Origin of the sequence: Algoriphagus sp. Y33 (genome assembly GCF_014838715.1) — a bacterium.
GTDB lineage: Bacteria > Bacteroidota > Bacteroidia > Cytophagales > Cyclobacteriaceae > Algoriphagus.
On sequence record NZ_CP061947.1, the window covers coordinates 4,766,985 to 4,788,743 of the forward strand.

The following is a 21,759-nucleotide window of genomic DNA, read 5'->3' on the forward strand; positions in this document are numbered from 1 at the left end:
GGAACTACTAAAGAAAAAGGAGATGACGGACACCATCTCCTCCACTTTACTTAATTGAATACACTTAGAGTGATTTTGGCCCCGTAGGCAAGTAACCGACAATTATTACTTCAGTCAACATTTTATCCGCTAGAAATTTAGCTTGATTTACATCCAAATCGGATAGGAGTTTCTTTCCCTCTTGAGCCAAGATCTCAGCTCTGTTGTTAAGGAGCTTGGGAGAATACGGATTTTCTTCCAATGCTTTATTAACAGCCTCAAGCGGTGTAATTGGCTTCGCTTTTTCAGATGCTGTGATAAAAGGATTTGGAGGAAACTGAGAGTCATTGTTAATTCTGAAGTCAAAACTCATGAGGTATTCTTGACCGTAAGCTTTACCTTCCAAAAACGAAGGATTCCAATTTTCCTTCAAAAGATTCATTGTTCTATTTATTTCATCTTCAAATTCAGGATCTCCGGAAAGAAATTCTACATCTCCAATCATAAAGCCGGTTTTATCTATTTGAACAGAAACCACTACTGCCCCCATTGTCTCTGCTTCTCTTAGTTCCGCAGGATATTTCAGGGTTTGGGAAAGAAATCTATTCATGTCCTCCCCAGAATGAGTGGAAGTTTGAGCATGAGTAAAGCTCAGGCTAAAAATAAAGAGAAGTAAAAATAATGCAGCTGACTTTTTCATAAAGCTTTTGGTTAAAGGGTTTTAGGACATCAATCTATTGATTGTGAACGAACTAAGCAAACTAGATGTTTCAAAAAATTAGCTTTCATTCATTTTTTATCAATTACAGCTTACTTGAAAATCCCAAAATGCCAAAGGTTCCCCGCCGGATCGTGAAGAAAAAACTCATTGCCCCAGTCGTTGTATCGGATGGAGCTGAGTTTGGTGCCTGGAAATTTATCCGGAAGTCCCAAAACTTTAACTGCCTCCCAATACGATTCAAGATCACCTTCTATCTCAAGAAAAATCATGGAATTTTCGCACCAGGATTTCAAATAAGCATCTTGTAAATAGAAAGCAATCTTTTCGGAGACTTTGACCACAGACATTTTTTCGCCCACTGATTGCACCTTAAAGCCCAGCACCTCGTAGAAGCGGATACTTTCTGCGTAATCTTTTGCTCCAATAAAAGTTCGGATTGACTTAGCGGGGTGTATCATACGCCAAATTGGGTCAGATGGTGATCAAGATGTTTATAGAAGAGACTGTTCCACTCCTGAGCTGTAAGCGGACCAAAGGAAAGAGATTCTTTTCCTTCAAAATACGGAATGCCTAAGTCACGTGTTTTTTCTAAATAGCCTATCAATCGAGCCTTTTCCGTTTCGAAATCTTTGCGTTCCTCAATAATAAAAGCAGGAGCTGTGCGTGCGTTTCTTGGATAAGGCTTATCGTTTACCACTCCATTTTTCACGAAAGTCTTCAATATAAATCTCATAAGCCAATTAGGCTTGGGGTGCTTATCTGTATAGACCATCTCATAAGCTACAGAGCAATGCGCCATCATTTGATCTACCCGCATGATGCCCCATCGGGGTGTGGTCTCGGGCGTAAGCTCATTTATACGATCTATCAACTCTTGTGTAATCTGAGGATGAAAAATATTCTTCATAATTAATAGCTTATTGAATTAAACCCAAATTAGTCAATGTCCTGTAAATCACACAAATTTTATAGATTCATTTGGTTTATAATACAAACCAATTTATAATTGTGAAACTTTCGATGAAAATGGAAAAAAACTTAACAACCACCGAATCGCTGGCGATTATCACCGAGATGATTTCAAAGGCCAAAAGGGAAACTTCCGGTGACGGCAGTTTCCAGCTATTACTGTGGGGATGGGCAGTATCCCTTTGCAATCTGGGTCAATATATTTTGCATAAATTAGAAATGGAGCGGCCATATTTGATTTGGTTGGGATTGGTGCCGGTTATTTTTCTGAGTGCACGATGGGGCTATATGAAAGCAAAGAACAGCCAAATCAAATCGCACTTGGGGAAGATGGTCGGCCGCATATGGATTGCGGTATTTGCAGCCATTATAGTGGTGCTCAGTGCGATGCCAATACTTGGATTTAACCACAACCCCGTGATTCTCCTTCTGGTAGCCATAGGAATGTATGCTACGGGAAGCATTATTCGGGTGCCCCCTTTTGCTTACGGTTCGGTAGTTTTGGGGATTGGGGCTATTATTGCATTCCAATTGCCCGTAGTAGAACAGAACCTAGTGGCTGCCATCGCAATCATACTAGGCTATTTGGTTCCGGGATATTATCTGAAAAACAGCTATCGTGAGCGAATTTAAGCCCTTAGATCCTCTTTTACATTCCCAACTTCGCCTAGCCGTGATGTCACTTCTGATCAGTGTGGAAGAGGCAGATTTTACGTTCTTAAAGGAGAAAACCGAGTCTACAGCCGGAAATCTCAGTGTGCAGCTCGACAAACTTGAAAAAGCAGGATACCTGGAAATCGTAAAATCATTCCGGGGAAAGCGGCCTTTAACTACAGCCAAAATCACCATGCATGGGATCAGGGCATTTGAGGAGTACGTTCACGCACTCAAAAATTACATTTCTTAAAAAAAATTTGAAATTATAGTTTACAACATAAACCAATTTATATTATGAAAAATCTAGTTATAATTTGCCTAATATGCCTGCCACTGTTTACTCAAGCGCAAAATTTTGAAGTGAATTTAGAAGCCCGGAAAGAGATAAAAAAAATTGAATTCTTGGTAGGAGAATGGGAAGGGAGTGGGTGGATGATGAATCAAAGCGGGCAGAAATTGACTTTTGAACAAACAGAAAAAGTCAGCTTAAAACTGAATGACACTGCGTTATTGATTGAGGGGCAAGGCACTTCAGATGGAAATATTGTCCACAACGCACTTGCGATAGTCACGATGGCAGAAGGCAATGGACAGTATAAGTTCAACTCTTTTCTCCAGAGCAATCAGCAGGGAACATATAAAGCTGAATTAATTGATAATGTGTTTTACTGGTATCCAGTAGAGAACGTCCGGTATGTAATCACCCTCAATGACAATGGCCAATGGTATGAAATCGGGGAGGCAAATTCCGGTGGCACATGGTTTAAGTTTTTTGAGATGACGCTGAATAAAAAATAGGATTCGGATTAAATCTTAAAATAATATCCGCATCCGCTATCGGACGATGCCAGTAACCATATTTTCTTTGTTTTACCGGTTGGAAGACCGATACTTCGACTTTGCTCAGTACAGGTGACAGATGACCCGCCACAGCGGCAGACCGAAGAGGCCTAAATTCTTGAATTCACCAAATCTTATGTCGCTTTTGCCTCCTTACTGGTAGAAAAGTGGATTTACATAAAGATAAACTTTAATCCTGCCTGATTGGGCGAGTATAAAAAATATCTTTGCGGGATGATATTCCAAATAATCGGCTGGTTGGGAGCATTATTCTTTATCCTCTCCTATTTTCTTCTTGCGCGGGGCATCTGGAAACAAGAGCAACCGAGGTATCACCTGTTTAACTTGATAGGTGCAATATGCTTGGTCATTAATGCACTTCATTTCTCAGATCACGCAAATCTAGCAGTCAATGGTGTATGGGCGGGAATTGCCCTTATGGCACTTTACAAATGGGGAACCTCGTACTTTCGAAGCAAATCATAAACCTGACTTTTGTAGGCTTGTAATTTTCGCTCATACACCTCTTGGTCATCAATCATTGATAGGTAATAATACGCTCCTTCGACCACAACAAAGATTTGTTCGGAAAGTAAGCCCGTATCCTTTCCCCACAAGTTTTCATCCCGGTCCAAAATCCCTTTCAATGACTCACGCAATTTGTCGTGGAGCAACCGGTACTCCTTTTTGATTCGACTATTCCTAAAAATCAAACTATAGCAACTATAGAATACTCCATCATCAAAGAGTAAATTCCAATCGCGGGAAAACAAACGATTTACAAAAGTCTGCGGATCCACATAATTTTGGAGCTCCAATTCTTTTATTACCGGCTGGTAGATTAAGAGGTATTGCTCCAGAATGTATGAGATAAGATTGGAGATCAAAATCTCCCTGGTGGGAAAATAATGCATAATGAGGCTAGGCGGCATCCCCAAATGCTTTCCAATTTTGGCTATAGACGTATTTTCCAACCCATTCTCTACCGATAGTCTATAAAAACCCTCAACGATTTCTTTTTTTCTTTCATCAGAAATTTTATTTGTCATGTTATCAAGGTATTAAAAGAAGGTTAAAGGGATCTGACTAACTGCAAAATCGGTTGGAAACACGAGAATCAATACATAATATTGAATGACCGTTCAATTTATAATTTAATTCCCACTTGCAAAACACTCCTTCAATGAAGGATAGCCCGAAAAGAAAGCCGATACTCTTAAATCTTTCTTCCTCCAAATAACGCACATAAATGAACATAAGAAAATTTTTGGCAACTACTTCGACATTGGCGATAGGGGCCGCAGCGCCTTTAACAACTTCAAAATTATGTCGCATTTCCCCATCACCTCCATTACAAACGATCTGGTAGGAGGTCAACACAGTGATCATAAAGAGCTAAAAGCCCTATTCTATAAACATGAAAGACAAGGTACGGGTATGTCATCAGCATTTATTGGACCGTATCTGGTACAATGACGTGCACTATTTCTGTAATGGGGCTTTAAGTGGATTTTGGTGGAGTGATGGAGATGAGCAATCTGCCGGAAAGCAATACTACCTAGAGACCCTGCCCGGATACGCAATCCCCAAACTTTATCCTGACGGAAGAGTAGAAAATGAATATTTCCCCATGACTTAGCCCCGAATTAAAACCCTTATCTAAGCCACCACTTCAGGTGTTTTTTTTATTGACTTACGCAGTATACCCTATAAAGACTATTTAGTCACTAGTTGAGGATTCATTCTCTGAAGGGCTCGTCCTATTAAAATACGTCTATGGAATTGTGATGCTTTGTATTTCATTGTTATTTAATCATTAAATTAAGATTATTTGAAACATAATTCCTTTGATTCCCCAAAACAAAAGAATATAATTAGATAATTATTTATCTAAAAAAATATTACCACTCAGTCAGATTGGCAATAAATGAACGATTGAAATTTTGATGTAAACTCAATTTATGACGCTAATAACTAGGTTTTTGTTACGTACGTAGCACCAACAATGAAACCGCTGTCGCACGAAACTGGTGAAGTTCAACAAGACCTACTACACTTTAAAAATGTATTCAAATATACCAGTCTTGTACTGTTCACATAGGCTTTTATCGTATTCGCATGACAGAAACACACAGGTAGGCAGACATGAATGGTCAGATAATGGAATAAACACATTAGTAATCAGTAGGTTATAGCTCGAATAAAAAAGTTTAGGAGTATCACTTCTTCCTGATATGATTTCAAATAATTGTAGCACTTATTTATAATTCTTTAAACATCAGTAATTTATGAAACGATTATCTAAAAAAAATGAAATTAGTCTACTCACCTTTGGTAAGACGCTTGTTTTGTGTGCTTTTATCTCACTAACTAGTTGTGTTGGGAATAATGATGAAGACGTTCTTTCTAATACTGCTGATCTTTATGAAGAAAGCATATTGGTGGACATAAGCACCGGAAACAAACTTATTTTACAAAGAGAAAGTAATGATAATGACTGGGAATTTCAAAATAAGGAAAAAGTTAAAGAATACTTTAACAATAGGTTTCCTGTGCTTGCAAAGCAAGTAAAAAAGTATGATGAATTCACTATTGATATAAACAGAGAGGACAACAGTATTATGGCTATAATAGCAACTGGTCTAGACTCTGAAAATAAAAAAATTTCCTTGGCCGTTAATTTCAAAACATCTCCTAACCTTCGGATAGAGAATATACCTGATTCATATGTCATTTATCAGTCAGAAGAAACTCATACATGCACAGGTGCCCCATGCAGTAGCTGCGGTTTTGAACGTGATCAAATTGGAAGAATTATTGGCTGCCTCTGCTTCTCCGGAGGTGGTACATGTAACCATACAGTTACTTCCTCAGGAGGAAAGGACTAAAAACACCGTAATTAAAACCTTTCAAGATTATAATCTTGAAAGGTTTTTTAAAGAATAAATGAACATATTTGACCATAGTATTCTACAGACTGGCACAGTTCTGATTCTACACCTTTATATACTTATTAGCATATTGTTTTTGCTTAATATCTTTTATTTAATCATTATTAAAATCGAGCTAATTTTATTCAAAAAAAGAACAACTATATTTAGTTCAATATTCATCTGGACATCTATTTGGATGTTAATAATTATATATTTTCTACATTTCATAGGAAATTATTTTTGGAACGACCACATATCCATAAAAATAATTCTATCATCCATAAGACATGTCCCTGAATTAAACAAATCGCTACCTTTTGACTTCGGAATACTTTATATTTTGAGTTTGCTTATTGCCGTCCTAAGCTTAGCCTGGATCTTATTAAATTCTACTCGAGTAAGCTATATAATATTAAAATTCAACCCACTATTTTTTTCAAACAAAGTTAAAACAACTATATATATTCTAGTAATCAACTGTGTTCTTTGCTTGTCAGTTGGTGAAAAATCGCTAGTTACAATTATATATAAAGATCCAATAATTTCTTTTTTTAATTTAAACAAAACGACGAGGGTTGAACTCACCGAATATGACGAAAGTTTACGCAAAGAAACTTTTGACGACAGCTACAAAACCCCTTCATTTCGTAAAAAAAATATAATTCTAATAATCGTAGATGCCTTAAGAGCATCCAACTTGAATATCTACGGATATCACAAGAGTACCACTCCTTTCCTAGACAGTTTATATAAAAATGAGATGCTTTTGAAAGTGGATTTTGCCACTTCTACATATAATTATACTACAAAAAGCATTGAAAGTATTCTATACGGAGATATTAATATAAACAATGAAGAAAAAGGAATTAGAATTCATGACATATTAAAGAAAAATGGCTATAAAGTAAACTTTATTTTGTCTGGACTACATAAAGACTGGTATAATTTAAGCACTTATTATGGCAATGGTATAGATATTTATTTCGAGGGTATTGATTCAAAGAAGTATGATCCAAACAATGATTTAGGAGTATTGGAAAATTTATCTAAAATAGCTGACTTTACTTCTAGTGGGGAATCATTTTTCTATCTACATTTAATGAGTGTTCACAGTGTCGGAACTATTAATCAACAGTTCAAAAAGTATTCTCCATATTCGTTTGAATATTTGTTTGAAAATCAAGGTGACAGATTAAAAGCTTACACAAACAATTATGACAATGGGATTTTGCAAGCGGATTATATCATAAAGAAGATTTTTGAGATTTTAGATCAAAAGGGATACTTAGAAAACTCAACAGTCTTTATTACCTCTGACCATGGCGAATCTTTGGGTGAAAACAACTATTTGGGTCATGGATATTTCTTGAATATTAATGAAATAAGCATTCCTTTTTTAATTTATGATGATAGTCAATACTCCTATAGGAATTTAAAGTACTTAACACAGATTGATATTGCCCCAACAATTCTTCATAGAATTGGGATTCATCCGCCATCAGTTTGGAAGGGTAGATCTATCCTGAATGAATTTGAACCTAAGCTTTCTAATCATATTGGAAACGGAGATTATTCTATAATAAAAGCTGATTCAAGTCTCTTTATTAAATACTCCAGAAAGATCATGAAGGACAAAGGAACCGAATACATAGATTTTCTAGATGAAAATGGAAATCGACTTTCTAGAAAACAAGATTTGAATGATACTGTTTTATCTAGCCTTAGAGATGCATTTGATAGCCTACAATAGGCATAATTTTTAGATCTAATTTAGGTGTTGAATTTCGTAAAAGTTATAAATTTATCTTTGCAGACGCTATTCAATTTAACGAATCTGGACGTCACATTTTCCGGATAGTAAAACAGCTTTTAGGAACCACTTAGCACTCAGTTAAAAAGACCAAAATAGGATGATGGAAATCTCTATCGTACTTTTGAAGAACCGAAATATTACTACCATCCTATTCCCATTCAGCAAGTGACGCTGAATCCCAATCTTACCCAGATTTTCGGTTGGAATTAATACAGGATTTAGAACAACATGGCCTACCGGGAGCGGTGGGCTACTTTTATACTTTTACAATAACGAATTATTAGCTAAGAATGAAAAGAATACTAATGCTTGCAGTGATGTCTTTGTTTTTATCGCAGGGATATGCTCAAAAAAACGCAAAGAAGGCATTGTTTGTAATTCTGGATGGGATTCCCGCAGATGTTCTTGATACCGTAGCGACTCCCAATATTGACAAGATCATCGCAGAGGGAGGGTACACTATAGCCACTATGGGTGGGGAAGTTGGAGGATATTCTGAGACTCCGACGATCTCAGCCGTTGGATACAATTCCTTGCTTACCGGAGTCTGGGCGAATAAACACAATGTATGGGGAAATGACATAGAAGCTCCAAACTATAATTATTGGACGATTTTCCGGATGCTGAAGGAAACAGACCCTACCAAGAAAACAGCGATATATTCTACGTGGCTGGACAATAGAACCAAATTGGCGGGAGCAAGTTTGCCGGGAACCGGAAACTTCACCTTTGACTACTATTTTGATGGAATGGAGCTGGACAGTATGAACTTCCCACATGGAGATGACCGGCTATATATCTATCAAATAGATGAAGTGGTGTCCAAAGAGGCTGCACGCTATATTTCAGCAGAAGCGCCCGATCTATCTTGGATGTACTTGGAATATACTGACGATATGGGGCATAGCTATGGCAATAGTCCCCAGATGAGTGATGGAGTACAAAAAGCAGACGTTCAGATAGGAAGAGTTTGGGAAGCCATTCAGTACCGGGAAAAGAACTTCAAAGAAGATTGGCTGATCATAATCACCACCGATCATGGTCGGGAAGATGATGGATTTGGACATGGCGGTCAATCCGAAAGAGAGCGAAGGATTTGGATTGTGACAAATTCAAAAGAGACAAATACACACTTCAGGCAGGAGCCTGAAATGGTGGATATACTCCCTTCCATCGCTTACCACTTAGGCTTGAAAATCCCTAAAAAAATAGCAATGGAGCTTGATGGTGCTCCATTCATCGGCCATGTGGATGCGAGTGATCTTAAAGCCGAACTAAGAAACGGAGAGATCTCCGTGACTTGGAAAGCACTTTCTGAAGGTCAGACTGGAAGAGTGTGGGTATCCACCACCAATGAGTTCAAAACCGGGGGCTTGGACAATTATTGGCTTGTAGGCGAAGTTGATTTGGCAGATGGGAGCAAGACATTTTCTCTTAATGGAACACAGTCCGAAATCTTCAAAGTAGTGCTGGAAACTCCGTCTGGGTATCTAAACTATTGGCTGGTGAACCAATAAGATTATACGTGTACCCGCTTAACTGTACGTGCGTATTTTGAGTTAATGCTAGAAGTTCAAATTTGGCAATTCCCTCTGCCGCGGCGGAGGGCGAGAGCCTGTCACGACATTTGTTCTTCAACGGCCATCCCGATTAGTCGGAGCAGGCTATGGAATCCCGCATGCGTTATAATCACCCCAGTGTGTGTCGTTTGCGTCATGCCTGTCTGACAGGTAGACAGGCTTGGACTTGTTGAAATACGGGCAACTCAATGTTTGCTATGCTTCTCCTATGTTAGCAAAAGTATAAAAAAGCACCTCTTTAACTGATTATATTTATTGTAAAGTGGTGGGGGATGAGAGCCTATATGTGACTAAATAATCTCAAGATATATTCGCACATAGATATTGCCTCATCCTCTTCTTTCTCTTGGAGTTTAAACAGAATGTAAAGCGTGCCGGTAAGCTTTTTTGCGTTTGGTAACAGCTTGAATGTCGACAAGGAGACAAAACGGAAGGGAGACATCCACTTTCACTTTCTTTAGTTCTAACCATTTATTTTATGAATGTGATCAAACAAACCGTTGGAGTAGATGTAGCCCAGAAGGAATTGGTCTGTGTAGTTGGGGTCCTTCTTGATGATTTTAGTGTATCTCTGAAAGCCAGAAAAGCGTTCGCAAACAACATGTCAGGATTTAAGGCTTTTCTCAAGTGGGCAAAGTCATTTACCGAAGCATCCCTAGACCTAACAGCAGTATTAGAAGCAACGGGAGTTTACCATGAGAAATTCGTCCACTGGTTGGTGGGACAAGAGCAGCAGGTTGCCATCGTTCTGCCCAACAAAATCAGTAATTACATGCGGACGTTATCCATCAAGACCATTACAGACAATACCGCCGCTGAAGCCATCGCCCAGTTTGGTCTTGAAAGTAAACTAGAGACCTGGACTCCACCAAAACCCATCTTTAGAAAACTTAAACAGCTTACCCGGGAAAGAGACCAGACCGTCTGTGAAAGGGTTGTTGTCGCCAATCAACTGCATGCCCAAAATGCAGAGGCTTTTTCGAATGCCAATAGCCTAAAACGACTAAAGGCCCGAAAAGCATTACTTCATAAACAGGAAAAGGAAATCAAGAAGGAAATCCATTTATTGGTTAAGTCCGATCCAAATCTGGAGGAGAACATCAGTTATATGACTTCAATTCCAGGTGTGGGGGAATTAACAGCAGTAATTGCTTTAGCAGAAACAAACGGGTTTGAGCTGGTCATGAACAAACGGCAGCTAGTCAGCTACGCAGGCTTGGATATAAGAGAAAAACAGTCCGGAACTTCCGTCAAAGGGAAACCCAAAATCTCTAAAAAAGGAAATAGACACCTTCGCAAATCAGTGCATTTACCAGCTCTCTGTGCCATCAAGAATTGTTCGTTATACAAGAATAACTTTGCGAGACTAGTCGGAAGACACGGTATAAAAATGAAAGCTGTCGTGGCTGTTCAGCGAAAAATCCTAGAGTTGATGTACATCCTGTATAAAACCAAAACAGTCTTTGAGCTGGAGTATGAACTAAAAAAGGAGCAACAACCTGATGCTGCTACTCCTTTAACAGTCTAGCTTATGCTGACTTGGAAATTAAATTTAAGAAAATATCGATTTCTAATAGGGTTTTAACACAGAATCTATGTGGTTCAAAAAAATGATCAATTTTCAAATTTAATGGTCAAGGAAAAGCCAACTCTAACCTTTGTGCTCCTTGGTGGACTCTTTGTGGTTAAAAAAAACACCACCTAATTCAAGCCTCCTGACCTGCCTGATGGCAGGCAGGCTCGATTTCATCAAAAAAACCATAAAAATGTTAAATCCCTTGTGGCTCGTCGAAATTGGAATTTGGTGTTATTGGTAAATCTAACATTTCGGGAAGTCTATTTTCGACTTCCATCATAATCTGCTCTCTTTTAAAGTAATCGCTAATGACCTTGAATGCCAACAACCCTACAATGATTTCCAATATTCCTGCGCCAATAGCCACCTGAGTCAGTTCTATCATATCATCTAACGTATCCTCTGCCATTTTACTGACGATTCTTCCAACAACTGTGGAAATAATCCAAAGGATCCACCACGCAAGCAAGTATCTATCATGATCTCTTTCCACATCTATACCTTTCATTTTCAACCAGAATGCACTCTCTGAGTAGAGTTCCTTCATGATCTTATAAGGTCTAACTAGATTCAAGAAAGGAACAAACCAAGAACCAACTGCCCATCCTTCATTAAATTCTAGAGTTTTTAGTTTCTGATGGAGATTAAAATAAGCCCTTCTAAACCAAAACAAAAATGAGATAGCAGCCAGTATCATGCATAAAAAATACACTATGACAATAATTTCTTGTCTGGTGTCATTCATCTCTGCTTCAAACATATCCACCTCTGCTCCACTACTCCATCTCAATAGTAACTCCAGCTGGAATATATTTGAGACAGTCAAAATAACGGTAAGAGTAATTGCTAGCGATAGTCCTATTTTAGCCCATTTGCCACGCTCTTGGTTGTCACGAAATTTTTTCATTCTGTTACCTCTAATAAAAGTGATTGTTTTTGCCTAGTCAAAATTTTATGTACGGAAAAAATATTCATTATTCCCAATAAGAAATCAGCTGTAATTAATCAGAAAATTCCCATTAAAAAAAGTGTAGCGTTAACTAATCCAAAATCACTTTTTCCCGCTTCGGATACTTCACCTCATACTGGAGTTTGAGTTCTTGCTGGGCACCGGGCTGTAGTGTTATGGTCCAAGTTACTTTTCCTGTTTGTGGGTCCAGTTTCCCTCCGGAAAGCGCCAATGCCCCTACAGTGATTTCGGAATTCACCGAAACAGGGATCTGATCCTCTACATTGACCATGACTGCCTGAGACTTGTTGTTTTTCACTGTGATCTTATACTCTCGGCTTTCTGTGATATTTGAGCCGATTGCCCGTTTTTTTGAGAATTCATCATTTTTCTCCCGCTTGATCACTATGCTTCTGTCTCTCCCCATAGAAATCCCCAGTGTGTCTTGAAAGGAAGATGCATTCAAAATTGATCTGCCGACAAAACCGTCTTCAAAGTACAAATTGCTCTCTCCTTCCAGCAAACTGTATTGACTCCAATCCGCTATTTCAGCTATCAAAAACGCATCATTGTCAAGTTTGGGAACAACCGAATACCTGTAGGAAGCTTCCACCTGATAGTTTTTCAGATCTACCAAGGTTTTCTCACCGTTGGATTTGATTGAATAGGGTTCGGCAACTTCGATTTCCACGGTAGTTTGGTTTTCTACCAGCGTTGTTTGCAAGGGGCTTGCTGCCACAGCATCCAACGAGCTTTTTCCTCTTACATTAATTCCAGGCATCCTTCCCTGCAAAGCATTTTTTGTTTGTACTCCATACGCTACCACTGCAACCTCTTCTAGAGCCTGATTGTCCTCGTCAAGTGAAATATTTACTTTGGGTGAATTAATGGCAACATCTTTAGGTTGAAAACCAATGAAGGATGCGCTCAATCGGCTAGCGCCGGAGGGCAACGTCAGGGAATAATTCCCTTCCATATCAGACACCGTTCCTATAGTGGTTCCCACTACCATAATATTAGCTCCCGGAATAGGAGTGCCATCAGAACTGCCCGTAACACGACCGGAAACCGATCCAAAAGCTTGGGTTCTGGGATTGAAGGTGGTCAATCTGGCAAAATTCAACTCCCACTTTTCCAGATCAGGAATCTGTCCTCCCTGATTGGGATTTCCATTGGAAAATCTCAGTTTGACATTCGTCCAATCCACGCCCGTGTTCTGGTAGACTTCTGCCTTATAAGTCAAGGAAAGTGGAGAACTCACATCTTTCACTCTAACGTCATATTTGGGATACCAGCCTGCATTGGCGACTAGGTAGTTGATTTCAAAATTTGCACTGCCCGTCCGGTCTGCCTTCACCCGGATCCGGATTTCAGAGGTAGATTCATTGGAAGAGGCTTGCATCGCAGTGATTTGATTGCTTAGCTTATTCATTTCGCTATTTTCCTCCTGCATATTCGCCTGGATTTTCAACTCTTCTGCTTTGATCTTCATCAGTTCAGCATCGTAAAAATCCATAGCCTGCTTCAATTCTGTGAGACTTGAGCCATTCTGAGTTCCTCCTATATTTTTATTCGCATTCAGCAAGCCTGTCTTTTCCTTCAACACTTCGAGTCTGGCAGATTCTTTTTGTTGATTATGCTGAATAGCCAAAATAGAATCCTGCAGTGCTTTGACTTTTTCTCCATACTTCTGCTCAGACAGATAGTCCAAGCGCTTATTTACCGCCTGGATTGTAAAATCACCCATTCCTTTCACCTGAATGCTCTTTTCATCGACATAAGGTGAAAGTCCTTTGATTACGATAAATGACTCCCCCGCCGATATTTGCCCCGTGGAAGTTTCAAAGACTTGAGCTCCGGAGAGAAAAACTGTTACTTCTTGGATCTCTGACTTGAAAGTGGACTCTTTGATTTCTTGGGAAAAGCTGAAAAAAGAAACCAAAAATAAAGTGAGTAAAAGAGAACATTTTTCCATGTATTGAGAGCTAGGTCGATAAGTAAAAAATTTAACGTCTAAGAAAATGACTTGTTCTTAAAGAATCTAAAATTTGAAATTTTTCTACGGGATTCGCCGGGGAAATCACTTTTAACTTTCTAGATAGAAATAATGCCGTTATTAAACAAGATAAAGACGTTTTAAGCTATAATCTTATTATCCCCCACGGCGTGCAAGCTCTTCGGGATTTAAAAGCCTGAAATTCTGAGATAGCTATAGAAAATGTTGGATTTTGGTTTCAAGTAAGCCCCAAAGAACCTGTCAAGAGAATCGTGAGGTGAAATAAATTTTAAACGCGATTTTCCTGCGGGATTCATTTTTTTCGCATGAGTGTAAGCAGCATTATTAACTTTGCACGCTTAGGTATCAACTGCTTCTTCCCATTTGCTGAATGACGATTACACAAAGTATAATTATTGCTATCATCGAAGGCTTAACTGAATTTTTGCCGGTTTCTTCCACAGGCCATATGATTTTGGCATCTGCTGCCATGAATATCCATGACGATGAATTTGTAAAAACCTTCGAAATCTTCATCCAACTTGGCGCTATACTGGCAATCGCGCTGATGTATATCAAACGGTTTTTTCAAGGTATCAATATCTACCTCAAATTATTCACAGCCTTTGTTCCGACTGCACTCATTGGATTGCTGGCTTACGATTACATCAAAGCTTATTTATTCAACCCAATTGTCGTATCCGTGTCCCTGATTGTAGGGGGTATAATTTTGATTTTTATTGACAAAAAAGTGGTTAATTCCAAAACTGAGGTGGTCGAAGTAGAAGAAATGACTTATAAAAACGCTTTTTTTATCGGGCTTTTCCAGTGTCTTTCCATGGTTCCCGGTACTTCCAGGGCAGCAGCGACTATCATTGGAGGGGTGTTCAATGGCCTGGACAAAAAACAGGCAACTGAATTTTCCTTTCTTTTGGCCGTACCTACCATGATGGCAGCTTCAGGTTATGATTTATTGAAAACCGAACTAGCTTTCACCAACCATCAATTATCTCTTTTGGGAATTGGGACATTGGTGGCATTTGTCTCTGCTTGGTTTGCCGTGAAAGTATTCTTAAAATTTGTCTCAAACCACGGATTCACCGCTTTTGGTTACTACAGGATTGTGATCGGCATCCTGTTTCTAATCTTTATGTGGGGGACGGACTTGGGATAATCAACCAATCAGTACTGGTTGGTTGATAAAATGTATTTAAAAACAAAAAGCCCGATTAGTAATCAGGCTTTTTGTGCTTTAAGACTATGCCGTTTGACCAGCATGTTTTCCTTCCCTGAACTCTTCTACCATCTTCTTATTGAATGCGGGCAAGTCTTTGGGACTTCGGGAAGTGACCAATCCACTGTCTACGACGACCTCTTCATCCACCCAATGCGCTCCGGAATTTTCCAGATCTTTCCTTATTGATGCAAATGAAGTCATAGTACGCCCCTTAGTGACTTCCGCTTCTATCAGCATCTGAGGTCCATGACAAATCGCCGCAACAGGCTTGTGGTCTTCGAAAAAACTCCGTACAAAATCCACCGAAGCCAGATCTCTCCTCAATAGGTCAGGGTTGATCACCCCACCCGGCAATAATAAAGAATCAAAATCTTTGGGACTCACTTGATCTACACGTGCGTCCACTTTGATTTCTTCACTCCAATCACCGCTCTTCCAGCCTTTGATATGATCATTCTCCGGAGAGATTACAAAGACTTCTGCACCTTCTTTTTCAAGTGCCCGTCTTGGTTCTACAAGTTCCGATTCCTCAAATCCATTGGTAGCAAGTATAGCTACACGAACATCTTTTAATAAACTCATGATACTAGTGGTTAAGTTGGTTATTGCTCTCCCAGTAAGAAAGCAGCTTCACTCCGGAAGCACTGATTAATTCACCAACTCTATTCCAAACAATAAAACCTACCACAATACCGATATAACAGCATTGAAGCCTTAGGTGGTCTACATTATTTCCACAATATGAGAATTCTGCGCTCGATATCGGGAAAAGGAAAGCGGTTCTTTTGAAAGGCTCTTGAGTAGACCGCTGACAGATCAACACGGAAGAAGACAAGGATACCCCTTCGATGCCTTATAAGTAGTACACTTACTTTTGTTCCCTACACTCGACAAGCAGGTTAGAAAATAAAAAAAGCCGCTCCTTTCAGAAACGGCCTTATACTTTTAAGTTGATGTATTACTTTTTTTTGCGCAATAACGCTACCAAGATCAGGACAAACAATGCTCCTCCGACTACCCAAGCCCATGGTTGCTGATACCATTCTTTTTTACCGATATTGACATCTATATCCAATCCTCCATCTTGCGCAAAAGCGGAGACTGAAAAAAACATAGTCATTAAAAATAAAAATACACTTTGCCGATACTTTTTCAGTTGATCTTTCATAATTAGTTTGTTTTTATTTGAATCTGATATTATAAGTCGCCGCTACACCAACAGTCTGAATATCTGCCGCGTTGTCAGAAGTGAAGACTTGGTTGTAAAAAGCGAAAATATTCCAGTCATAATTGTGATAACCTACTTGCGGACGGATATAAAATCCTCCGTTACCTCCAATATCGCCTGTCAGAAAAGTGTACCCCACATCAGTTCCCACAAAGAACCCTGAAGGCTCAGGATAATATCTAAGCATTAAACCCAAGGGTATTGCACCGAAATTTTCAAATCCGTCTTTCCCAAAATACTGTGTATAACCTGTCGCTACACCCAGACCGAAATTATCAGTCCTCATAAACTGTCCTGCGGCATCCAGTCCAACTGCAAAAGATGAATAATCCCCGATGTCTCCCATAGGAACTCCCAAGTTAAGACCTAGCTTCAACCACGAATTGTCTTCGTTAATATCCTCAATATCCCGGGTGGCCTGAGCATAAGAGGCAAAAACTGCCATCATTAAAGTTAGTGATACGAGTAGTTTTTTCATGTCATAATTGGTTTTTATATTCGTCTACCACAGCCAAAGCCAATGCCACGAAGTGCCTACTCGCTATTGGCTTACCCAAACCACTACCAGAATGCATTTTAACAGCTTTTCACATCCGCTAGCCTGAGATCCAAAAACCAAACAAGAACTCCAACGGTACCCGATCCCGGGGAACATTATCCCCAATGCAGCCAAGCACGCCGGCCACTTACTCTAATTTCCTCCAATCTTTTGGAGTCATTTCAGTCAGGCTTTTAAACGTTTTGTTGAAATGCGATAGGGTTTGGAACCCCACTTGGTAAGAAATCTCGGATATTCCCATATCAGTCTCCAGAAGTAGTTTCTTTGCTTCGGTGATTCTCAATTGCTGTACATACTGGGTAAAAGTCCTTCTAGTCCTCAACTTAAAAAATCTGCAAAAGGCCTCTTTGCTCATAAATGCTTGGGCTGCTACTTCCTCTAAAGTAATCTGTCGAGTACTATTGTCAAGGATAAATCGCATCACCTGATCCATTCTTCGCCCATCCCGCTCAGTCATCGTCCGGTTCACAGGAATCCGATTCAATCCTTGCAATTCTTCTGAGCTAAAATCCAGCAAACTCAAAATAGCCAAACTTTGCTGAAGTTTAGTTATTCCTGAAGAATCCTCAAACCCACTAATCAAATCGGCAATTTCCTCCCTAAGGCATCCCTTCAACTGAAAGCATCCATTGATTTTCTCACTGATCTTTGCCAGTTCGTGAAATTCCTCCACCTCTTCAAGTGCGCTCCCCAACGCCTGAAAATCAAAGAATATGGTTTTCCCCATGACATTCAGTCCACTTTCCTCCTTGAAGTAGTCACCATCGCTACGAAAAACATGCGGAATATTTTCGCCTAAAAGATATACCTCACCGGGCTCAAATCTACCTACATAATCTCCCACGAGAATTTGTCCCCTACCTTCCTTAATCAGCGTCAGCTGAGCCTGAGGATGCTGATGAAGCTTATTGTAAAAATGCCTCCCTTTATCCTCTTGGTACTGAATGAACGTTTTTTCAGATTTGGGGATCTGAAACGATATTACTTTACTCATAGATTAAAATAGGCTAGAATTATTAAATAAACCCAATTATTATCATTTTATGGTCAAAATACAGTCACTATTTACTAAAAGAAAACTTTCATGCGCCTGATCCATCGTCTAATTTTGAAAGAAAAAAAACTATGAACTGGAAAGGTGTATTCCCCGCTGTGACAACTAAATTCCATGCTGACGGAAGTTTGGACATGGATCTATTTTTCAAAAACATTGACTTCCAATTGGAATCCGGAGTTCACGGGATAATCTTGGGCGGTACGCTAGGCGAAAGCTCTGTACTTTCCCAGGAAGAAAAAATCACTTTGACCCGTGAAACTGTGAAGTATCTGGACGGTAAAGTTCCTGTGATTTTGAATATCGCTGAAGGAGCCACTCAAGACGCATTATTTTGGGCTGCCAAGGCCAAGGAACTCGGAGCTGCAGGCTTGATGATTTTGCCTCCAATGAGATATGCCGCTGATGCCAGAGAAGTGGTCGCTTACTTCAAAACTGTCGCCAATAGCACTGATCTTCCAATCATGATCTACAACAATCCTATTGACTACAAGACATTGGTGACGTTGGACATGTTTGCCGAGCTGGTAGAATGTGAAAATATCCAAGCGATCAAAGAATCAACCCGTGATATATCTAATGTGACCCGTATGCGCAATCGATTTGGCGATCGATTCAAACTTCTTTGCGGTGTAGACACTCTGGCCATGGAAGAATTGGTAATGGGTGCAGATGGCTGGGTAGCTGGGTTGGTATGTGCTTTCCCTAAGGAAACCGTTACAATTTTCAACTTAGTGAATGAAGGCAAAAACGAAGAAGCTAGAGAGATCTATCGCTGGTTCTTACCACTTTTGGAACTTGATATTCACCCTAAGTTGGTTCAATACATCAAACTTGCCGAGCAACACTGCGGTATTGGGTCTGAGCACGTGAGAGCTCCGCGACTTACTTTGATTGGGGAAGAGCGCGACCGTGTTGAGAAAATCATTACCGAGGGAATTGCCAATAGGCCTAAACTGTAAGAATTGGGACTAATGGCATCGGTCTTGCACCTTTTTCCTATATTCATATTATAAACCTTTTAAACTCACATATCCTATGATAGATCAAATTTTCACTGCAGCAACCGAGGCTTTCCTTCAGTACAAAAATATGCCTGCAAATCTCAAAGCAGACTTTTTAGATAAAATCGCGGAGATACTGGAAACAAATAGATCTCAAATAGTACCTGTGGCTGTAAGAGAATCAAATCTTCCCGAAGGAAGAATCAATGGGGAATTAGGAAGAACAACCGGCCAGATCAAACTTTTCGCCACTATGGTAAGAGAGGGCAGCTGGCTGGAAGCGACTATAGATCCGGGAGATCCTCAAAGATCACCTTTACCAAAAGCAGATATCAGAAAAATGCTGATTCCCATAGGGCCTGTAGTTGTATTCGGTGCAAGCAATTTCCCCCTGGCATTTTCTACCGCTGGAGGGGATACGATTTCGGCTTTGGCTGCAGGCTGTCCTGTTGTCTATAAAGGTCATCCTGCCCATCCGGAAACTTCAAGATTGGTGGCAGAATGTATTCATAAAGCTGTGATCAGTTCAGATTTGCCCGAAGGAGTGTTCATCCACGTAGAAGGAGGAATCGAAATAGGTCAAGCATTAGTTAAGCATCCTTTGGCAAAAGCCGTAGCATTCACCGGTTCTCATGCCGGAGGAAAAGCGCTTTTCGATCTTGCAAGCAAGCGCGAAGAACCTATCCCTGTATACGCAGAAATGGGTTCAGTAAATCCAGTGTTTACATTCCCTGCCAAACTTGAAAATGAATTGGTACCACTAGCCCAATCTTATGTAAGTTCTCTTACCATGGGAGCAGGCCAGTTCTGCACCAATCCGGGGTTGATCTTTGTGCCAAGCACGCACGCTAAAGCATTTGAAACAGCAATAACTCAAGAAATCAAGGACATCGCAGGCTCTCCAATGCTGCATCCCGGCATTGCCAAGGCTTACTATGAATCTGTCGAATACTATCAGACACGTGAAGAGCTAAAGTGGATCAAAGTGGCCGACCCTAAGCATCTGATCAATGGCAGTCCTGCCTTGGCAGAGATCAAAGCCTCGGATTGGCTTGCTGATGACATATTCCAAAAAGAGGTCTTCGGTGCATTTGCCCTGATGGTAGTATATGATTCCCCCAATGAATTGGTCGAGGTCGCCAAAAAACTTCATGGTCAATTGACAATCACAATCTGGGGGGATGTCCCCGAACTTAAGAAAAACGCAGCGCTGATCAATCTTCTGGAAGAAAAATGTGGCAGACTGCTTTTCCAAGGAGTACCTACCGGTGTAGAGGTGGGCTATGCCATGCAGCATGGCGGGCCATATCCGTCTACTACAGACTCCAAATCCACTTCAGTGGGTGCAGGTGCAATCAAGCGCTTTGCCCGTCCAATTGCCTTTCAAGACATGCACCCTGATTTACTTCCGGACGCTTTGAAGAATGAAAACCCAATGAAGATTGTAAGACAGGTAAACGGAAAGTTTACTGCAGATAAAATCTAGTGATGTACGGTTTACAAATGGCGATTTACGGGATTTTAATGCACTTTAATCACAATTGATCAAGAATACGTCCCAGTTTCAAACGGCGGATAATCTGCCACGGTAGAACTTAATTTTCCAATATTTCAATCCGCCACGGCGGACAAGTAATTCCAATCTTGAATTAGTTTATGTCAACAAGACACACTTTCTCCTGCATTGATGCCCATACTTGTGGCAATCCTGTGCGGGTAGTTTCGGGCGGAGTTCCCTTTTTACAGGGAAAAAACATGCTGGAAAAGCGCCAATACTTCTTGGACAATTTAGACTGGATTAGGACGGGATTGATGTTTGAGCCACGGGGTCACGATATGATGTCCGGCTCAATGCTTTTTCCCCCACATAATCCTGAGAATGATGTGGCGGTGCTGTTTATCGAAACCAGCGGATGCTTGGCTATGTGTGGACATGGGACGATTGGAACAGTAACCATAGCAATCGAGGAAGGATTGATATACCCAAAGGTTCCCGGAAAGCTGAGACTGGAGACGCCGGCCGGATTGGTTCTAGTGGAATACAAACAAGAAGGAAAAAAGGTGAAATCCGTAAAGCTGACGAATGTAAAAAGCTTTCTGGCTGAGGAAGGATTGGAAATAGAATCTGATGAATTGGGAAAACTGACAGTGGACGTGGCCTATGGTGGCAACTTCTATTGCATCGTTGACCCACAGGAAAATTTTCCAGGGTTAGAGCATTATAAAGCTGAGCAATTAATTACCATGGCCCGTTCGCTTCGTCAAAAAATGAACGAGAAATATGAGTTTGTGCATCCTGAGCATCCTGAGATCAAAGGACTTTCACATGTACTTTGGACAGGTAAAACGCTTGATCCTACCAGCACTGCCAGAAATGCAGTATTCTATGGTGACAAGGCAATCGACCGGTCTCCCTGCGGAACAGGAACTTCGGCCAGACTTGCACAGTGGTATGCCAAAGGGCTGTTGAAACCGGGAGAAGACTTCATCCATGAGAGCTTCATCGGGTCTAAATTCGTCGGCAGGATAGTAAAAGAAACAGAGATAGCCGGCAAACCTGCCATCATTCCAAGTATAGAAGGTTGGGCAAAAGTCTACGGCTACAATACAATAATTCTCGACGACGACGATCCGTATGTGCATGGATTCCAAGTGATTTAAAAA

The 21,759-nt window shown here is 40.2% G+C and carries 22 protein-coding genes and 1 pseudogene; 13 read left to right on the forward strand and 10 right to left on the reverse strand.

Going from position 1 to position 21,759, the window contains the following annotated elements:
- Window positions 1–64 precede the first annotated feature (64 nt).
- The 3 genes from ID165_RS19325 to ID165_RS19335 form a co-directional block, all read right to left on the reverse strand.
- Window positions 65–679 carry an energy transducer TonB gene (locus ID165_RS19325; protein WP_192347064.1) on the reverse strand — a complete coding sequence of 205 codons (615 nt, stop codon included), beginning with the start codon at window positions 677–679 and terminating at the stop codon, window positions 65–67.
- A 110-nt stretch (window positions 680–789) separates the two neighbouring features.
- The gene (locus tag ID165_RS19330; protein ID WP_192347065.1) at window positions 790–1,158 is read right to left on the reverse strand and encodes a glyoxalase; all 369 of its coding nucleotides are present in this window, start codon (window positions 1,156–1,158) and stop codon (window positions 790–792) included.
- The gene (locus ID165_RS19335) at window positions 1,155–1,607 is read right to left on the reverse strand and encodes a DUF1569 domain-containing protein (protein ID WP_192347066.1); all 453 of its coding nucleotides are present in this window, start codon (window positions 1,605–1,607) and stop codon (window positions 1,155–1,157) included. Before ID165_RS19335 ends, ID165_RS19330 begins: the two co-directional genes overlap by 4 nt.
- 119 nt (window positions 1,608–1,726) lie before the next feature.
- On the opposite strand from ID165_RS19335, the gene ID165_RS19340 reads away from it, so the two are divergent.
- The 3 genes from ID165_RS19340 to ID165_RS19350 are packed head-to-tail and all read left to right on the forward strand — an operon-like array spanning window position 1,727 to window position 3,124.
- Window positions 1,727–2,302 (forward strand): hypothetical protein, encoded by a 576-nt coding sequence (locus tag ID165_RS19340; protein WP_192347067.1) that lies wholly within the window; start codon window positions 1,727–1,729, stop codon window positions 2,300–2,302.
- Window positions 2,289–2,576 carry a transcriptional regulator gene (locus ID165_RS19345; RefSeq protein WP_192347068.1) on the forward strand — a complete coding sequence of 96 codons (288 nt, stop codon included), beginning with the start codon at window positions 2,289–2,291 and terminating at the stop codon, window positions 2,574–2,576. The genes ID165_RS19340 and ID165_RS19345 overlap by 14 nt, the downstream gene beginning before the upstream one ends.
- 44 nt (window positions 2,577–2,620) lie before the next feature.
- Complete coding sequence (locus tag ID165_RS19350; RefSeq protein WP_192347069.1) at window positions 2,621–3,124, forward strand: hypothetical protein; 504 nt, start codon at window positions 2,621–2,623, stop codon at window positions 3,122–3,124.
- A gap of 488 nt (window positions 3,125–3,612) precedes the next feature.
- On the opposite strand, the gene ID165_RS19355 is transcribed toward ID165_RS19350, so the two are convergent.
- On the reverse strand, window positions 3,613–4,215 hold the full coding sequence (locus tag ID165_RS19355; RefSeq protein ID WP_192347070.1) for a TetR family transcriptional regulator: 603 nt from the start codon (window positions 4,213–4,215) through the stop codon (window positions 3,613–3,615).
- Window positions 4,216–4,583: 368 nt separating this feature from the next.
- On the opposite strand from ID165_RS19355, the gene ID165_RS19360 reads away from it, so the two are divergent.
- The 6 genes and pseudogenes from ID165_RS19360 (at window position 4,584) to ID165_RS19380 (ending at window position 11,020) form a co-directional block, all read left to right on the forward strand.
- Window positions 4,584–4,805 (forward strand): hypothetical protein, encoded by a 222-nt coding sequence (locus ID165_RS19360; RefSeq protein WP_192347071.1) that lies wholly within the window; start codon window positions 4,584–4,586, stop codon window positions 4,803–4,805.
- Window positions 4,806–5,454: 649 nt separating this feature from the next.
- On the forward strand, window positions 5,455–6,054 hold the full coding sequence (locus ID165_RS19365; protein WP_192347072.1) for a hypothetical protein: 600 nt from the start codon (window positions 5,455–5,457) through the stop codon (window positions 6,052–6,054).
- 535 nt (window positions 6,055–6,589) lie between these two features.
- Window positions 6,590–7,849, forward strand: a complete 1,260-nt coding sequence (locus ID165_RS19370; protein WP_192347073.1) for a sulfatase-like hydrolase/transferase — start codon at window positions 6,590–6,592, stop codon at window positions 7,847–7,849.
- A 189-nt stretch (window positions 7,850–8,038) separates the two neighbouring features.
- Window positions 8,039–8,122 (forward strand): annotated as a pseudogene (locus ID165_RS27160) (hypothetical protein); the annotation flags it as partial.
- An 80-nt stretch (window positions 8,123–8,202) separates the two neighbouring features.
- A complete protein-coding gene (locus ID165_RS19375; RefSeq protein WP_192347074.1) occupies window positions 8,203–9,429 on the forward strand; it encodes an alkaline phosphatase family protein in 1,227 nt (408 codons plus the stop codon).
- A gap of 541 nt (window positions 9,430–9,970) precedes the next feature.
- The gene (locus ID165_RS19380) at window positions 9,971–11,020 is read left to right on the forward strand and encodes an IS110 family transposase (protein WP_192347075.1); all 1,050 of its coding nucleotides are present in this window, start codon (window positions 9,971–9,973) and stop codon (window positions 11,018–11,020) included.
- 241 nt (window positions 11,021–11,261) lie between these two features.
- Here ID165_RS19380 and ID165_RS19385 read toward each other — a convergent pair whose 3' ends face one another.
- Both ID165_RS19385 and ID165_RS19390 read right to left on the reverse strand, forming a co-directional pair.
- Entirely contained in the window at window positions 11,262–11,975 is a 714-nt protein-coding gene (locus ID165_RS19385; protein WP_192347076.1) for a DUF4328 domain-containing protein, read from the reverse strand.
- 133 nt (window positions 11,976–12,108) lie between these two features.
- The gene (locus ID165_RS19390) at window positions 12,109–13,992 is read right to left on the reverse strand and encodes a mucoidy inhibitor MuiA family protein (RefSeq protein WP_192347077.1); all 1,884 of its coding nucleotides are present in this window, start codon (window positions 13,990–13,992) and stop codon (window positions 12,109–12,111) included.
- A gap of 412 nt (window positions 13,993–14,404) precedes the next feature.
- Between ID165_RS19390 and ID165_RS19395 the strand changes: the two genes are divergently transcribed.
- Complete coding sequence (locus ID165_RS19395; RefSeq protein WP_192347078.1) at window positions 14,405–15,187, forward strand: undecaprenyl-diphosphate phosphatase; 783 nt, start codon at window positions 14,405–14,407, stop codon at window positions 15,185–15,187.
- Window positions 15,188–15,271: 84 nt separating this feature from the next.
- Here ID165_RS19395 and ID165_RS19400 read toward each other — a convergent pair whose 3' ends face one another.
- The 4 genes from ID165_RS19400 to ID165_RS19415 form a co-directional block, all read right to left on the reverse strand.
- Window positions 15,272–15,832 (reverse strand): type 1 glutamine amidotransferase domain-containing protein, encoded by a 561-nt coding sequence (locus ID165_RS19400; protein ID WP_192347079.1) that lies wholly within the window; start codon window positions 15,830–15,832, stop codon window positions 15,272–15,274.
- Window positions 15,833–16,208: 376 nt separating this feature from the next.
- On the reverse strand, window positions 16,209–16,418 hold the full coding sequence (locus ID165_RS19405; RefSeq protein ID WP_192347080.1) for a hypothetical protein: 210 nt from the start codon (window positions 16,416–16,418) through the stop codon (window positions 16,209–16,211).
- Between the two features lie 13 nt (window positions 16,419–16,431).
- Window positions 16,432–16,956 (reverse strand): hypothetical protein, encoded by a 525-nt coding sequence (locus ID165_RS19410; RefSeq protein WP_192347081.1) that lies wholly within the window; start codon window positions 16,954–16,956, stop codon window positions 16,432–16,434.
- A 208-nt stretch (window positions 16,957–17,164) separates the two neighbouring features.
- Complete coding sequence (locus tag ID165_RS19415; protein ID WP_192347082.1) at window positions 17,165–18,031, reverse strand: AraC family transcriptional regulator; 867 nt, start codon at window positions 18,029–18,031, stop codon at window positions 17,165–17,167.
- 131 nt (window positions 18,032–18,162) lie between these two features.
- Between ID165_RS19415 and ID165_RS19420 the strand changes: the two genes are divergently transcribed.
- The 3 genes from ID165_RS19420 to ID165_RS19430 all read left to right on the forward strand — a co-directional run bounded on the left by ID165_RS19420 (window position 18,163) and on the right by ID165_RS19430 (window position 21,756).
- Window positions 18,163–19,053, forward strand: a complete 891-nt coding sequence (locus tag ID165_RS19420) for a dihydrodipicolinate synthase family protein (protein ID WP_192347083.1) — start codon at window positions 18,163–18,165, stop codon at window positions 19,051–19,053.
- A 76-nt stretch (window positions 19,054–19,129) separates the two neighbouring features.
- Window positions 19,130–20,581, forward strand: a complete 1,452-nt coding sequence (locus ID165_RS19425; protein ID WP_192347084.1) for an aldehyde dehydrogenase (NADP(+)) — start codon at window positions 19,130–19,132, stop codon at window positions 20,579–20,581.
- A 170-nt stretch (window positions 20,582–20,751) separates the two neighbouring features.
- Window positions 20,752–21,756: a 4-hydroxyproline epimerase gene (locus ID165_RS19430; protein ID WP_192347085.1), complete on the forward strand. Its 1,005-nt coding sequence runs from the start codon at window positions 20,752–20,754 to the stop codon at window positions 21,754–21,756.
- Window positions 21,757–21,759 lie beyond the last annotated feature (3 nt).